The organism is Pseudomonas sp. H1_F01, assembly GCF_054681425.1.
On record NZ_CP162823.1, the window covers coordinates 4,881,257 to 4,895,071 of the forward strand.

A 13,815-nucleotide genomic window follows, 5' to 3' on the forward strand; every position below is an offset into this window, starting at 1 on the left:
GAACATTCATTGGCTCCATCCGCTATGTACGCCAGCCTCAAGTCACTCATCACCTGGCCTCCCTCCCGAGAAAACGCCCGTCGCTTCACATTATTACTGTGCATTTGCTCGGCCGTCGGCTGCCTGCTGGCCTACCTGTTCGCCCCTACGGTGCCGTTGAGCCTGCTGGCACTGAATGTGGCGGCCATGACCTGTGTCTGGATCCACCATCGGTTGTCACGCAAATCCATCAAGTTCCAGCCCCAGGAACTGGCCGACCGGTTGCTTGAGGTCCAGGAAAACGAGCGTCATCGCCTCAGCCGCGAATTGCACGACGACATTGGCCAGTTGCTGACCGCGGCGAAACTGCAAGGCGAATGGCTCAAGCGGCGGATGCCGGAAGAATTGCAAGGCCAATGCACGCTACTCTGCGAGACCCTGGACGAAACCCTCAACAAGGTCCGCGACGTATCGGCGATCCTCAACCCCCGGCAACTGACCAGCCTCGGACTGGAGGCCAGCCTGCGGGCGCACCTGCTCAAGACGCTGGCCAATGCCCCGGTGAAGTGGAGCCTCGATTGCCAACAGCGCATGGCTGGCATCCCGGAGGAAATGTCGGTCGCGGTGTTCCGGATCACCCAGGAAGCGGTCACCAACATCTTGCGTCATGCCCGAGCGACGAATCTGCTGGTACGCTTGCAACGCCTGCCTGACGGCTTGACCCTGCTGATCAGCGACGATGGCCAGGGGTTTGTCCCGGCCACCCACCCCGCTCGCGAAGGTCAACGGGGCATGGCCGGCATGTCGGAGCGGGTCGAACAATTGGGCGGCACCCTCAAGGTCATCAGCGAGGCCGGAAAAGGCACGCACATCGAAGCACGCTTCCCCTGGGCACCGCGAGCCCTGGAACGAGCCAGTAAGAATAAGGTTTTCCTTTGATTTGTAATTTGCTTCTGGTAGATGACCACTCCCTGATCAGGGCCGGCGTACGCGCGCTGGTCATGGATATCCCGGGCTATGCCGTCATTGGCGAAGCCAGTGATGGCACGCAATTGGTCGAACTGGTCGAACGGCTGAACCCCGATATCGTGCTGCTGGACATTTCCATGAAGGACACCTGCGGCCTGGACGCCTTGCAACAGCTCAAGCGGGCACGCCCCCACAGCAAGGTACTGATCCTGTCCATGCATACGGATCCAGCGCTGATCATGCAGGCGCTGGAATCCGGCGCCCATGGCTACCTGCTCAAGGACACCACCGCCAATGAGCTGAAACACGCCTTGGAGGCGCTGCGCAACAACGAACGCTACCTGAGCCCGGCCATCGCCCATACCGTGATCAACCAGGCGCTGACCCGCGTCCAGAAGCATCAGTCGGACCCTGCCCGGGCCCATAACCTGACGGCACGCCAGCTGGAAATACTGCGGCTGATCGTGCGCGGCAAGTCCACCCGGGAAATAGCCAATGGCCTGAACCTGAGCATCAAGACCGTGGAAACCCACCGGGCGCAAATCATGAAGCGCCTGCAGATCCATGACGTGGCCGGCCTTGTGCTGTTCGCGGTGCGCGAACAGATCATCAGCCTGGACGATTGATCGCCGTCGCACCGCCCAACAGCGGCGAATCGGGCGGCAGGTGCACGTGCAGCGCTTTCGGGTGGACAGTGAAGCACAGGGTGTCTACCTGCAACGGCTCGCCATCGAGATTGATATCCAGGCCTTGCGCGACCTTGATCTCCACCCATGGCAAGCGCGCGCGGACAAACATGTTGTCGATGCCCAGGCCACCCGCCAGCAAGTCCTTCAACGTACTGACCACTTCCTGAGGCGCCGGCAAGATGCTGATGTCCAGCAACCCATCATTGACCAACGCCTCCGGGCACAGCACGTGGCCCCCCCCTGCCTGCCGGCCATTGCCGATACCCAGCGCGAGCAAATCGCCCTGCCAGTGGAAATCGGGGCCTTGCAACTCACCGTAGGCGGCACTCAGCTCGCTGAATCGCGACAGGCCGGTGAACAGGTAGGCCGCACCTCCCAGGACTTTCTTCAGGTCCTCGGAGGTGTTCGCCGTCACCTGGCTGCCGAATCCGCCGGTGGCCATGTTCAGGAAAATCCGACCGCAGACTTCACCCACATCCACGACCTGCGGCGCAACGTCGAGCAAATCCAGGGCCTGCGCAGGCTCCAACGGAACACCGGCCGCCCGGGCGAAATCGTTGGCAGTGCCCAGCGGCAGCAGTACCAGGCTGGCATCACTCGAATGGAGGACGATCGCTTCGGCGATATCACGCAAGGTCCCATCACCGCCGCCGGCGATCAGTTGCGTATAACCGGCCTCCAGCGCCTCATCGACGCATCGTTGGGCATCACCCGCCTCCCAGGTCAACCGTACCGCCAGGTCCCAGCCCTGCTCGCGCTTGAGCATCACTGCCGCGCGAACCTCTTCGTTGAGCGCTTGCTTGCCATGCAAAATCAACAGCGCCTTGCCTTTGCTCATCGTTGTCTCCGTCATTGGAAGGTTCAGGAAATGGGACCGCTCATTCGAGCGAAAAAGCCCGAAACATCTCAATTTATTAAAAAAGCAGGAAGGCTTGCCCCCGGGAGAAAACCCGCAGGGCAGCTCGTTCGACCGGGTCGTCTTGATTCGAAGAGTTTTCTTACAAGATCTGGCGAATCAGCTCAATTGACCCTCTAGCGGTATTGAGACACCTTGGTCTTCTGTTTTGCTGGAACGCTAAAACCCTCATCAGACAAGGAAGCAATTACCCATGGATGGATACGTCACGGCCCGCTGGGGCCGGATCAGTCGTTCGAACAGTTATGGCCAAGGGGATGATCCGTCCCATGCATAACCGTGAATACAAGCTGTTGCCCCAGCAGCGCGCGCCCCTTGGAAGCGGGCGGGCCGATACTCAGAACGAATGCAAAAGTTGCAGTAATCCCGTTGGAGGAATTGATTTGGAACCGCGCGTCGTTGAACTGGAAACCCACCTCAAATACATCCGCAAAGACATGGATGAAATTCGCACCGACGTAAAGGTGATCCGCCACAGGCTGGCCTATTCGGCTGGCGCTGCAGCGGTGGTGCTCGGCCTGCTGGGCTGGATTGCGAACAATCGATTCGATCAGGTGGTGATGCTGCTCACACGATGAAGGTGAGGCGCGTGAAGGCCCGAGGATCCGGCTCGGGCCGCAGAACACCTGCCACAGTGTTAGCCCAGGACTTCGCTCAAGGGAATGAAGCCCACTTCATCGCCCTCCACCAGCGTCCGTCCCTCGAGCACTTCGACCAACCCTTCGGCCCAGGCGGCGCTGCGCAGGACACCCGAGCTTTGATTGCGGTAGATGATCGCTCGACCATTCTCCATGCGGCCTCGCAAGTATTCTCGTCGACTGCCTGCCTTCGGCCAGGCGAAACCGGCCGGCACCTTGAACTTGAGCGGCGCCACCGACAGAACGCCCTGGCGTCTTAACAGGTAGGGCCGCGCCAGCAGTGCGAAAGTCACAAGGGTCGAGGCAGGGTTTCCAGGCAGGCCTATGACCGGCACGCCACGGTAATGCCCGAACGTCAGCGGCTTACCCGGCTTGATGGCGAGTTTCCATAGCGCCAGCTCGCCGTCCTCGCGCAAGGCGATGCCCAGGAAGTCCGCCTCCCCTACCGATACTCCACCGGTGGACAGGATCAGATCGACATCAGACAACTGTGCCAGGCGCTCGCGGGTGGCCGATAAATCGTCGGGCAGGATACCCGCGTCAATCACTTCACAACCCATGCGTTGCAGCCAGCCACACAGCAGCACGCGGTTGCTGTTATAGATCTGGCCTGGGCCCAACGCCTGACCGGGTTCGACCAACTCATCCCCCGTGGACAGGACTGCGACGCGGACTTTGCGCACCACGTCCAGCGATGCACAGCCCAAGGAGGCCGCAAGCCCCAGCTCGATCGGCCCCAGGCGAGTACCGGCAGAGAGAACCTGCTCGCCGACGGTGGTTTCCTGCCCCTGGGGGCGAATGTTCTGTCCGCCGACCATGGACTCGGTAAACCGCACCCGCTGGTCGTCTTCAACCACGGCATTTTCCTGCATCTCGACGCAATCGGCGCCAGCAGGGACTGGCGCCCCGGTGAAGATCCGCGCGCACGTGCCAACGGCCAGCGGCTCCGGGGCCTGCCCGGCAAAAATCCGCTGGCTGACCTTCAACGGCTCGCCGTTCCAGTCAGCCAGCCGCAAGGCATAACCGTCCATGGCGCTGTTGGGCCATGGCGGCAAATCAAGGGTCGACACCAGATCCTCGGCGAGCACTCGCCCTAGCGCCGCGGCCAAAGGCAAATGCTCGCGCTGGACGATCGGCGTGGCCGCGGCCATCTCGAGCAGTCGCTCCAACGCGACCTCAACGGCCATCAAGGCGCCGGCCTTGCCCGGTTTACCCGCGAGATTCACAAGGCGCTGCCTGTTTCAAATGAGCCACGAAGTTGCACGGCCGATGCCGCACATCCAGTTGTTCGCCCAGGATGCCATCCCATCCGGTACGCACCGCGTTGGTCGAACCCGGCAGGCAACACACCAGCGTGCCATTGGCCAGGCCTGCCAGCGCGCGGGACTGCACGGTGGAAGTGCCGATGTCGGCCACGGATATCTGTCGGAACAACTCGCCAAAGCCATCGACCTGCTTGTCCAGCAGGCACGTGACGGCTTCCGGCGTGCTGTCTCGCCCCGTGAAACCGGTGCCGCCGGTGATCAGCACCACCTGCACCACGTCCTCGGCAATCCAGGTCGCGACTTGCGCCCGGATCTTGTACAAATCATCTTTGAGCAGGACCCGCTCCGCCAGGTTGTGGCCGGCCGCCGTGAGCCGATCGACGAAGAGCTGCCCGGACGTATCGGTTTCCAGGGTACGGGTATCACTGACAGTCAGTACCGCGATATTGAGCGGCACGAAAGGTACATCAGCCTTGGCTTTCATAGGCTAGTCCAGTTGTGAAGGAAACAGCCCGGTGTTATATCACAGCGCTTCATTTTTTCGCCCGTGCGGAGACACGCCATGACCTCGAATACGTCACTGCCACCCTGCTCCATCCTGCTCTTGGCGGGCGGGCGCGGACAACGCATGGGCGGCCAGGACAAAGGCCTGGTGCCGTGGCAGGGCGAACCGCTGATTGCCCATCTGCATCGCCAGACCCGGGCCATGAGCGATGACCTGATCATCTCCTGCAACCGCAACCCGCAACATTATGCGATGTATGCCGATCAGTTGGTGCATGACGAGGAAGGCGACTTTCCCGGGCCACTGGCAGGTATCCGGGCAGGCCTCAAGGCTGCGAAGCATCCGTATTTGCTGGTGCTGCCGTGCGACGTACCGCAAATCGACTCGAGCCTGCTCGACAACATGCGCAAGACGGCCAGCCAGCACCCCGACAAGCCGCTGATGGTGCGGCACGGCGAGCATTGGGAGCCGCTGTTGTGTGTCATCCCGTTGTTCCTGGCATCAAGCTTCGAACAAGCCTGGCGCGAAGGCGAACGCAGCCCCGGTCGTATCATGCGCGCACTGCACGCGGTTGCATTGCAATGCCCTGCCGACGATCCGCGGCTGGCAAATCTGAACACCCCGGAACTGCTGGCCCAACACAAAGGCGTGTCAGATTGACACTAGCCAGGAACTTGCGCGCAATGTATACGTCTGAAGGTCAGTAACTTGAAGAATCCATTTCGGAGAAACACCATGACACAACGGACCCTCGCCACGTTCATGCTCGCTCTGGGCCTCGCCACCCTTGCCGGGTGCGCTTCGCCAACAGTGATCACCTTGAATGACGGTCGCGAAATCCAGGCCGTCGATACCCCACATTACGATGAAGAAAGCGGCTTCTACGAATTCGAGCAACTGGATGGCAAGCAGACTCGCGTGAACAAAGATCAGGTTCGTACCGTTAAGGATTTGTAATCTGTAACGCTGCTGCCCTAAGTCGTTAGAAAAAACGGCGCTTCCTGAAGAGGGGAGCGCCGTTTTTTTTTGGGCTTGGTTTTGGGCGTATATCCGTTTTTTTTGGTAACGGACATACACACCATACCCCGAACAAAAAACTACCACCGCAACACAATATCACTCTCGAACACCCGGTCCTGACCAGTAACCGGATCAACAAAACGCAACCCTTGAGCCAGCAGCTTCAAAGGATTCGAGTAATCATCCTCAACATCCCGAAGCACATCAGGATAAAACGGATCATTGCAGATCCCCGCCCCAAGGGCATTCATGTGAACCCGCAACTGATGCTTCTTACCCGTAACCGGATACAAGCCATAGCGCCACAACTCGCCGTTCCTTTCCAGCACTTCGATGGCCGTTTCGGTATTGGGCTCGCCGGGCCCTTCCTGCATTCGGAAGAACGGTTCGCCATCGATCATCCGGCTTTTATGCACCCGCGGAAAGGTCAGCCCAGGCAATGCGCGGGCAATGGCCTGGTAGCGCTTCTCGATCTGCCGCGTCGGGAATAACGACTGATACGCCGAGCGGGTGTTCGGGTTGGCCGAGAACAACACCAGCCCGGCCGTGTGCCGGTCGATGCGGTGCAGGGGCACCAGATGAGGATTGTCCAGCCGCCGGATCAGCCGTCGCAACAAGGTTTGCTCGACGTATTCGCCCGCCGGGGTGACAGGCAGAAAATGCGGTTTGTCTGCCACCACCAGGTGCTCGTCGGCATACAGGATCGACTCCACCACCGGGATCGGCTTCTCATCGGGCACTTCACGGAAATAGTGGATGCGCAGGCCCTCACGGTAGGGCAAGTCGACCTGGATGGCCTTGCCCTCCCCGTCCAATACCCGGCCCCGAGCGATCCGGTCCAGCCACTGTTCGCGACTGATGGCACTGAAATGCTCGCACAGGCACTCCAGCACCGTCTGCCAGGAACCGGGCGGCAGGTACAGCGTACTGGCCTGATGATGAGCGGCGGAAAACGATGAACCGGACATTGAAAACTCTTAGGCATTGTTGCGAGGCGGTATTATCCGACAGTCGCACAGGCCAGCCCAGCAATGATTGCTCACGCGGTGACTGACGTCGATTTTGCCGCCGCTTCGGTGAACTCTTTCAACCAGCGCAGCACTTCCACCGCCTCCCAGCGACCTGGATCGTACAGCGCGTACAACAGGCCCTGGTAACCCACCACATCCAACTGTTTGTGATAGCCCGCACGCTGGAACAACGCTTCAATCTCGGCGAAACAGGTGTTGAAATGCAGTTTATTGAAGGGGGTCTTGCCTTCGGTAACCAAGCCATCCAGGCGCAGCTCCAGGACTGCCTCGCGCACAACGTCCGCGGACATCCTGTTCACGCTGCTTTTCAGTTGTTCGACATTGACCAAGGGGATGCACTCCAGATAACTGTATAAGCATACAGTAACCGAAGAATGCGACTTTCGCCAATGGCCTCGCGTGAAGGCAAGCCAGGAAATGGGTCAACGCAGAAATTCAGCCACCCGGCCGGAGTCATCGAAAGGCCACTCCAGCTCCGCCCCGGTATCGATCCTGCGCAGGACCGGGATGCGTAACTCATAGGCTTCGAACCAGGCCTCGTTCTCGGCGATGTCCACCAGTTCCACCAACAATCCATGTTCGACGAAAGGCATCAACACCCCTTCGGCAACTTCGCATAGATGACACCCCAGGGTGCCGAACAACTGGCATTCAGGAAGCATGGCGGGTAGACCCAAAAAAGATAGACGGTCATTCTAGGCCCGACCCGGGAAACCGTCGAGTCGCTGGCTCGCTTCAAGGTGTTTCGGTAAAACGCTGATGCAAATCACTGAGCGCCAATGCTTTTCCAGCGACGCTTGTCGCATTTTCCCCTCTACGCTGTGCGTTGTAGCCTTGAAACGGAGTTCCCCTTGTTTGCCAACCTGCTGATCATCCTTGCCTCGTCCCTGGTGGTCATCGCCTTGTTCAGGCGGCTGCGCCTGCCACCCGTGCTGGGTTATCTCTGCGTCGGGCTGGCGGTCGGGCCTACCGCGCTGGACTGGGTCAACGACAGCGAAGAACTGCCTGACCTGGCCGAGCTCGGGGTGGTGTTCCTGCTGTTCTCGTTGGGGCTGGAGTTTTCCCTGTCGAAAATGCTCGAACTGCGTCGGGTCGTGTTCGGTCTCGGCAGCCTGCAGGTGCTGTGCTCGGGGGCGGTCCTGGCGGGATTGCTGGCGTTGGCCGGCGCGCCTGTGATCGTCGCATTGTTGCTCGGCGCAGGACTGGCCTTGTCCTCCACTGCCATCGTCAGCAAGGAATTGACCAGCCTGGGAGAGATCTTCAGCAGCCACGGCCAGAACGCCATCGGCGTGTTGTTGTTCCAGGACGTTGTCGCGGTGCTGTTGTTGACCCTGGTGCCGGTATTCGCGGGCAGCAGCGACCACCCGTGGTACTGGGCGCTGCCCTTGACCCTGGGCAAGACCCTGGTTCTGTTCGGCGGCCTGCTGCTGGCCAGCCGGCTGCTGTTGCCCCGGCTGTTCCATGAGGTGGCGGCGTCCCGGTCCGCAGAACTGTTCGTGCTACTGGCTCTGGTGATCGTGTTGCTGACGGCATGGCTGACCCACCTGCTCGGCTTGTCGCCGGCCCTGGGCGCTTTCCTGGCGGGCATGCTGCTGGGGGAAAGCCACTACCGGCACCAGATCGAAGCCGACATTCGTCCGTTCCGCGACATCCTGCTGGGGCTGTTCTTCGTCAGCATCGGCATGCTGATCGACCTGCAGCTGTTCCTCGATGACGGCTTGTTGATCCTGGGGTTGACCCTCGGCTTGATGCTCATCAAGGGCCTTGTGGTCGCCGTCCTGGTGAAATGGCGCGGCAGCGACGTTGAAACCGCCTGGCGCAGTGGCCTGGCGCTGGCCCAGGGCGGTGAATTCTGCTTTGCCCTGATGGCCCTGATGCAGCAGAACCGCCTCATGCCCGCCGACATCAGCGGCCTGCTGCTGGCCGCGACATTCTGCTCGATGCTACTGACCCCGCTGTTGCTGCGCGCCGCGCCACGCATCGCCGCGCGCCTGCATCGCAAACCCAACGAAGAGGCGCAACTGGACCAGATCAGCGCACTCAATGCCGGCTTGTCGGGCCATGTGGTCATTTGCGGCTATGGGCGCGTCGGTCAATCCATCGGACGGTTCCTGCGTCGCGAAGGCCAGGCGTTCGTCGCCCTGGATGACGACCCAGTGATCATCCAGGAAGCCACCGTCGGGGAAAACTGCGTGCATTATGGGGATTCGCGACGAGGAGACCTGCTTGCGGCCGTTGGCTTGAGCCGCGCCAGGTTGCTGGTGATCGCAGTGGACAAGACCGACATCGCCATCACCGTGCTCAAGGCGGCCCGACAGGTCAACCACCAGGTACCGATCCTGGTGCGCACCCGTGACGACAGCCAACTGGCCGAGCTGCAGGCTGCCGGGGCCAGCGAAGTGGTCCCGGAGCTGCTGGAGTCGAGCCTGATGCTGGCCTCCCACGCCCTGATCATGCTCGGCCTGCCCGAGCAGCAGGTCCGGCATCATGTGGATCAGGTTCGTCATGACCGCTATCGCCTGCTCCACGGCTTTTATCCCGGCAACCAGGACAAGGAGCCATAGTGCGACGCTCAGTCCTGGCTGACCGCGCCGATCTTGTGAATCGACAGGTCGGCGCCGTAATACTCTTCTTCCTGGGTCAGGCGCAGCCCCAGCACGGCCTTGATCACGCCATAGACCGCAAACCCGCCGGCCAGGGCGACGACAATTCCCAGCGCCGTGCCGATCAATTGGCTGACCAGGCTGACCCCACCCAGGCCGCCCAGGGCGCTCTGGCCAAAGACGCCACAAGCGATGCCGCCCCAGACCCCGCACAGCCCATGCAGCGGCCAGACGCCGAGCACATCGTCGATCTTCCACTTGCCCTGGGCCGCGGTGAAGCACCAGACAAACAAGGCACCGGCAATGGCCCCCGTGACCAGCGCACCGACCGGGTGCATCAGGTCGGAACCGGCACAGACCGCCACCAAACCGGCCAGCGGGCCGTTGTGCAGGAAGCCTGGGTCATTGCGCCCGACAATCAAGGCCGCCACGGTACCGCCCACCATGGCCATCAACGAATTGACTGCCACCAACCCGCTCACCCCGGGCAAGGTCTGGGCACTCATCACGTTGAAACCGAACCAGCCGACAATCAGGATCCACGAACCCAGGGCCAGGAAAGGAATGCTCGAAGGCGCAAACGCCACCAGGCGGCCATCCCGGTAGCGGCCGTTACGCGGGCCGAGCAAGAGCACGGCAGCCAACGCCAGCCAGCCGCCCATGGCATGCACCACCACGGAGCCGGCGAAGTCATGGAAGCTGGCGCCGAACCGGGCTTGCAGCCAGGCCTGCAAGCCAAAATTGCCGTTCCAGACCATGCCTTCGAAAAACGGATAGACAAACGCCACGATCAGCACCGTGGCGCACAACTGCGGTACGAACCGGGCACGTTCGGCAATACCGCCGGAAATGATGGCCGGGATCGCGGCGGCAAAGGTCAGCAGGAAGAAGAACTTCACCAGGCTATAGCCATGATCGGTGCTGAGCACCGCCGCCGGTTGCAGGAAGGTCACACCGTAGGCAATCCAATAGCCTATAAAGAAATAGGCCAGGGTCGAGACCGCGAAATCGCTGAGGATTTTCGACAGCGCATTGACCTGGTTCTTTTGCCGGACCGTTCCCACTTCAAGAAACGCAAAGCCCGCATGCATGGCCAGGACCATGACTGCGCCGAGCAGGATGAACAGCGTGTTGGAGCTGTGGACCAGACCGTCCACGGCACTTTGCATATTTTCCATGGTATTGGCAGACCTGAAAAAGTTGAAAAAAGCACCAAACCGGTTCGCTTGCCTTGCGAACGCACCAAGTTGAAACGACCCATTGGCCAGACGCAGGCCGGTGAACCGCTTTGGTGCGCAAGAATGGTCAAAACGAAATCCCGCTTGGAGGTGCTTCGCGGGTTTTGATTATTTGGGTTAAGGTTTTTCGGGCTTTCGCCCAGCTTCAGCGCACTGGCGCAGGCTGATGCACCAGTACATGGCAAAAGCCTGAGCAAAAGTTGTACCAGTCACTTGTACTGAACCTTCCAGCAAGGCTCATACTCGAACGTTTCAGACGTCACTTACGGAGATTCACTGATGGCCAGAACCCAGGCAAAGACTGCTCAAGAAACCCTGATGGAAGATTTCCAGACGCTGGTCAGCGACACGGAACGGTTGCTCGATCACACCGCGACGCTGGCAGGCGATCAAGCCGATGCACTGCGCAGCCAGATTCACGAAACCCTCCTGCGCGCCCGCGAAACGCTCAAGCTGACGGAAGACTCCATGCGCGAACGCGGCCAGGCTGCGGTGGTCGCCACCGAGGAATACGTACAGGCCAACCCTTGGCAATCCGTGGGCATTGCGGCAGGCGTTGGCTTTCTGATTGGTCTGCTGGCGACACGGCGCTGATGATGGGCATCGACGAATCCGGCTCGTCCGAAGCGGGCACACAATCTACAGCACGCCGCCTGGGTGCGGCGTTCCTTGGCTTGCTGCATAGCCACGTCGAATTGTTCGGCATGGAGTTGCAGGAACAGAAGGCACGCACCGTCAGCCTCCTGCTGTTCGCCGGCCTTGCGCTGGTGTTCGGCCTGCTGCTGTTGGTCGGGCTTTCAGCACTGGTACTGATCCTGGTATGGGACACCTATCGTCTGGCCGGCATTATCGGCCTGTGCCTGTTTTATCTGCTGGCGGCGCTGTTCTGCGGGCTCCGGCTCAAGGCAGCGATCTACGACGAGTCCTCTCCTTTCCATGCCACCCTCGAAGAACTGGCCAATGACCGGGAGCGCCTGTTGCCATGAGCCTGCCTGATATTCCTCAAGCCCGGACACGACAGGAAATGCGCAAGGCGCTGGTGCGTCTGCGGATGGAAATGCATCGCCAGGAAATCCGTCAGGAAACGCGCCAGTTGCTGCAGCCCTTGCAACGGGTGCGCGGCTTGACGCAAAGCTGGCACGAAGGCTTCGGCATCAAGCACGCGCCACTGTGGGGCGTGGCGGCGGTGTCCCTGCTCGGTTTCATCACCGGCAAACGGACCCGCAATGGCGGTGGCGGTGGCTTGACTGGCCTGATCCGCCTGGCAACGACATTGCTGCCGTTGGTCAAGCTGGCCAAGGACTTGCGCAAGCCCTGAGGACGACATCCGTGGCGAGGGAGCTTGCTCCCGCTGGACTGCGATATAGGCCTATTTCCGTGAGTGCTTCGCACTCAAGCGGGAGCAAGCTCCCTCGCCACAGGGTTATGTATCCGGTCTGTGCACGCCCATAGGCCTTGCAGGGCAGCCCACGAACCGGGAAGCTAGGACACCGACATCATCAAACGGAGCAACCGGCCTTGGATTGGCACACCCTGCTGACTCGCGAACGCCTCGGAAAACCGCTGCACAGTCCGCAAGAGCTGGGCCGCAGTCCTTTCCACAAGGACCACGATCGCATCATCTTTTCCGGCGCCTTCCGCCGCCTCGGACGCAAGACACAAGTGCATCCGGTCTCCAGCAACGACCACATCCATACGCGCCTGACCCATTCCCTGGAAGTCAGCTGCGTCGGGCGCTCCCTGGGCATGCGCGTGGGAGAAACCATCCGCAATGCCCTGCCTGACTGGTGCGAGCCAAGCGACCTGGGCATGGTGGTGCAATCGGCCTGCCTGGCCCACGACATTGGCAACCCGCCGTTCGGTCACTCCGGCGAGGATGCTATCCGCTATTGGTTCCAGCAGGCCGCCGGCCGTGGTTGGCTCGATGCAATGAGCGAAGCCGAGCGCAACGACTTCCTCAACTTCGAAGGCAACGCCCAAGGATTCCGCGTCCTCACTCAACTTGAATACCATCAGTTCGACGGAGGAACGCGGCTGACCTATGCCACCCTCGGCACCTATTTGAAATACCCCTGGACTGCCCGCCACGCGGACTCGCTGGGCTACAAGAAGCACAAGTTCGGTTGCTACCAGAGCGAACTGCCGCTGTTGGAGCAGATTGCCCACAAGCTCGGCTTGCCACAGATCGAGGATCAACGCTGGGCACGGCATCCCTTGGTGTACCTGATGGAAGCCGCCGATGACATCTGCTACGCGCTGATCGACCTGGAAGACGGCGTGGAGATGGATCTCCTGGAATACCCCCAGGTGGAATCGCTGCTCCTGGACCTGGTGGGCGACGATCTTCCGGACACCTACCGGCAGTTGGGGCCGTTGGACTCGCGGCGACGCAAACTGGCGATCCTGCGAGGCAAGGCCATCGAACACCTGACCAACGCCGCCGCCCGGGCTTTTGTCGAACAGCAGGAAGCATTGCTTGCCGGCACATTGCCCGGGGATCTGGTGGAGCATATGCACGGCCCGGCAAAACGCTGCGTGTTGAATGCCAAGGACATGGCGCGCCGGAAAATTTTCCAGGACAAGCGCAAGACCCTGCACGAAATCGGCGCCTACACCACGCTGGAAATCCTGCTCAACGGATTTTGCGGAGCGGCCCTTGAACAGCACGGGGGCCGCACGCCTTCGTTCAAGAATCGCCGCATTCTCGACCTGCTGGGGAACAACGCGCCGGACCCCAATGGCCCTTTGCATAGCGCTTTCCTGCGAATGATCGATTTCATCGCCGGGATGACTGACAGCTACGCCAGCGAAATGGCCCAGGAAATGACCGGCCGCACGCGCCAATAAAAGGCCTGGATCGACGGTGTGCTGCACCTGGTACAAAACCTGTGGGAGCGAGCTTGCTCGCGATGGCAGTGGATCTGTGCGCATCAATGCAGGATGTGCCACCGTCATCGCGAGC

17 protein-coding genes are annotated in these 13,815 nt (G+C 60.8%); 10 read left to right on the forward strand and 7 right to left on the reverse strand.

Annotation, left to right across the window (positions count from 1 at the left end):
• Window positions 1-24 precede the first annotated feature (24 nt).
• Window positions 25-918: a sensor histidine kinase gene (locus tag AB4O09_RS21945; protein WP_003199467.1), complete on the forward strand. Its 894-nt coding sequence runs from the start codon at window positions 25-27 to the stop codon at window positions 916-918.
• On the forward strand, window positions 915-1,574 hold the full coding sequence (locus tag AB4O09_RS21950) for a response regulator (protein WP_003199464.1): 660 nt from the start codon (window positions 915-917) through the stop codon (window positions 1,572-1,574). Before AB4O09_RS21945 ends, AB4O09_RS21950 begins: the two co-directional genes overlap by 4 nt.
• Here the strand turns inward: AB4O09_RS21950 and yegS are convergent.
• On the reverse strand, window positions 1,558-2,475 hold the full coding sequence (gene yegS, locus AB4O09_RS21955; RefSeq protein WP_039010925.1) for a lipid kinase YegS: 918 nt from the start codon (window positions 2,473-2,475) through the stop codon (window positions 1,558-1,560). The genes AB4O09_RS21950 and yegS overlap by 17 nt on opposite strands.
• Window positions 2,476-2,822: 347 nt before the next feature.
• Between yegS and AB4O09_RS21960 the strand changes: the two genes are divergently transcribed.
• Window positions 2,823-3,131 (forward strand): hypothetical protein, encoded by a 309-nt coding sequence (locus AB4O09_RS21960; RefSeq protein ID WP_223524573.1) that lies wholly within the window; start codon window positions 2,823-2,825, stop codon window positions 3,129-3,131.
• 59 nt (window positions 3,132-3,190) lie between these two features.
• Here the strand turns inward: AB4O09_RS21960 and AB4O09_RS21965 are convergent, their stop codons facing one another.
• The gene (locus AB4O09_RS21965) at window positions 3,191-4,378 is read right to left on the reverse strand and encodes a molybdopterin molybdotransferase MoeA (RefSeq protein WP_161796646.1); all 1,188 of its coding nucleotides are present in this window, start codon (window positions 4,376-4,378) and stop codon (window positions 3,191-3,193) included.
• A gap of 22 nt (window positions 4,379-4,400) precedes the next feature.
• Window positions 4,401-4,940: a molybdenum cofactor biosynthesis protein B gene (gene moaB / locus AB4O09_RS21970; RefSeq protein WP_003199458.1), complete on the reverse strand. Its 540-nt coding sequence runs from the start codon at window positions 4,938-4,940 to the stop codon at window positions 4,401-4,403.
• Window positions 4,941-5,018: 78 nt separating this feature from the next.
• Here moaB and mobA point away from each other — a divergent pair, with 78 nt between their 5' ends.
• Window positions 5,019-5,621, forward strand: a complete 603-nt coding sequence (gene mobA, locus AB4O09_RS21975; RefSeq protein WP_003199456.1) for a molybdenum cofactor guanylyltransferase MobA — start codon at window positions 5,019-5,021, stop codon at window positions 5,619-5,621.
• 75 nt (window positions 5,622-5,696) lie between these two features.
• Window positions 5,697-5,918 (forward strand): YgdI/YgdR family lipoprotein, encoded by a 222-nt coding sequence (locus AB4O09_RS21980; RefSeq protein WP_003199454.1) that lies wholly within the window; start codon window positions 5,697-5,699, stop codon window positions 5,916-5,918.
• Window positions 5,919-6,058: 140 nt separating this feature from the next.
• Here AB4O09_RS21980 and AB4O09_RS21985 read toward each other — a convergent pair whose 3' ends face one another.
• The 3 genes from AB4O09_RS21985 to AB4O09_RS21995 form a co-directional block, all read right to left on the reverse strand.
• Window positions 6,059-6,949 carry a pseudouridine synthase gene (locus tag AB4O09_RS21985; RefSeq protein WP_013692591.1) on the reverse strand — a complete coding sequence of 297 codons (891 nt, stop codon included), beginning with the start codon at window positions 6,947-6,949 and terminating at the stop codon, window positions 6,059-6,061.
• A 71-nt stretch (window positions 6,950-7,020) separates the two neighbouring features.
• Window positions 7,021-7,341 (reverse strand): hypothetical protein, encoded by a 321-nt coding sequence (locus AB4O09_RS21990; protein ID WP_003199451.1) that lies wholly within the window; start codon window positions 7,339-7,341, stop codon window positions 7,021-7,023.
• A 93-nt stretch (window positions 7,342-7,434) separates the two neighbouring features.
• Window positions 7,435-7,674, reverse strand: a complete 240-nt coding sequence (locus tag AB4O09_RS21995; RefSeq protein WP_003199449.1) for a glutaredoxin family protein — start codon at window positions 7,672-7,674, stop codon at window positions 7,435-7,437.
• Between the two features lie 189 nt (window positions 7,675-7,863).
• On the opposite strand from AB4O09_RS21995, the gene AB4O09_RS22000 reads away from it, so the two are divergent.
• Entirely contained in the window at window positions 7,864-9,576 is a 1,713-nt protein-coding gene (locus AB4O09_RS22000) for a cation:proton antiporter (RefSeq protein ID WP_003199447.1), read from the forward strand.
• A gap of 8 nt (window positions 9,577-9,584) precedes the next feature.
• On the opposite strand, the gene AB4O09_RS22005 is transcribed toward AB4O09_RS22000, so the two are convergent.
• Window positions 9,585-10,793: an ammonium transporter gene (locus tag AB4O09_RS22005; protein ID WP_003199444.1), complete on the reverse strand. Its 1,209-nt coding sequence runs from the start codon at window positions 10,791-10,793 to the stop codon at window positions 9,585-9,587.
• Between the two features lie 339 nt (window positions 10,794-11,132).
• On the opposite strand from AB4O09_RS22005, the gene AB4O09_RS22010 reads away from it, so the two are divergent.
• The 4 genes from AB4O09_RS22010 to AB4O09_RS22025 all read left to right on the forward strand — a co-directional run bounded on the left by AB4O09_RS22010 (window position 11,133) and on the right by AB4O09_RS22025 (window position 13,700).
• Window positions 11,133-11,447, forward strand: coding sequence for an ElaB/YgaM/YqjD family protein (locus tag AB4O09_RS22010; RefSeq protein WP_003199441.1), 315 nt, complete (start codon window positions 11,133-11,135; stop codon window positions 11,445-11,447).
• A 2-nt stretch (window positions 11,448-11,449) separates the two neighbouring features.
• Window positions 11,450-11,839, forward strand: coding sequence for a phage holin family protein (locus AB4O09_RS22015; protein ID WP_038857362.1), 390 nt, complete (start codon window positions 11,450-11,452; stop codon window positions 11,837-11,839).
• Entirely contained in the window at window positions 11,836-12,171 is a 336-nt protein-coding gene (locus tag AB4O09_RS22020; RefSeq protein WP_003199437.1) for a hypothetical protein, read from the forward strand. Before AB4O09_RS22015 ends, AB4O09_RS22020 begins: the two co-directional genes overlap by 4 nt.
• Before the next feature lie 200 nt (window positions 12,172-12,371).
• Window positions 12,372-13,700, forward strand: coding sequence for a deoxyguanosinetriphosphate triphosphohydrolase (locus tag AB4O09_RS22025; RefSeq protein WP_003199435.1), 1,329 nt, complete (start codon window positions 12,372-12,374; stop codon window positions 13,698-13,700).
• Window positions 13,701-13,815 lie beyond the last annotated feature (115 nt).

Coding starts and splice junctions, on each gene's coding strand:
- AB4O09_RS22010 (WP_003199441.1), top strand. CDS start 11,133: ATGGCCAGAACCCAGGCAAAGACTGCTCAAGAAACCCTGATGGAAGAT.
- AB4O09_RS21945 (WP_003199467.1), top strand. CDS start 25: ATGTACGCCAGCCTCAAGTCACTCATCACCTGGCCTCCCTCCCGAGAA.
- AB4O09_RS21980 (WP_003199454.1), top strand. CDS start 5,697: ATGACACAACGGACCCTCGCCACGTTCATGCTCGCTCTGGGCCTCGCC.
- AB4O09_RS21985 (WP_013692591.1), bottom strand. CDS start 6,949: ATGTCCGGTTCATCGTTTTCCGCCGCTCATCATCAGGCCAGTACGCTG.
- mobA (WP_003199456.1), top strand. CDS start 5,019: ATGACCTCGAATACGTCACTGCCACCCTGCTCCATCCTGCTCTTGGCG.
- moaB (WP_003199458.1), bottom strand. CDS start 4,940: ATGAAAGCCAAGGCTGATGTACCTTTCGTGCCGCTCAATATCGCGGTA.
- AB4O09_RS21965 (WP_161796646.1), bottom strand. CDS start 4,378: ATGGCCGTTGAGGTCGCGTTGGAGCGACTGCTCGAGATGGCCGCGGCC.
- AB4O09_RS21995 (WP_003199449.1), bottom strand. CDS start 7,674: ATGCTTCCTGAATGCCAGTTGTTCGGCACCCTGGGGTGTCATCTATGC.
- AB4O09_RS22020 (WP_003199437.1), top strand. CDS start 11,836: ATGAGCCTGCCTGATATTCCTCAAGCCCGGACACGACAGGAAATGCGC.
- yegS (WP_039010925.1), bottom strand. CDS start 2,475: ATGAGCAAAGGCAAGGCGCTGTTGATTTTGCATGGCAAGCAAGCGCTC.
- AB4O09_RS22005 (WP_003199444.1), bottom strand. CDS start 10,793: ATGGAAAATATGCAAAGTGCCGTGGACGGTCTGGTCCACAGCTCCAAC.
- AB4O09_RS22015 (WP_038857362.1), top strand. CDS start 11,450: ATGGGCATCGACGAATCCGGCTCGTCCGAAGCGGGCACACAATCTACA.
- AB4O09_RS21960 (WP_223524573.1), top strand. CDS start 2,823: ATGCATAACCGTGAATACAAGCTGTTGCCCCAGCAGCGCGCGCCCCTT.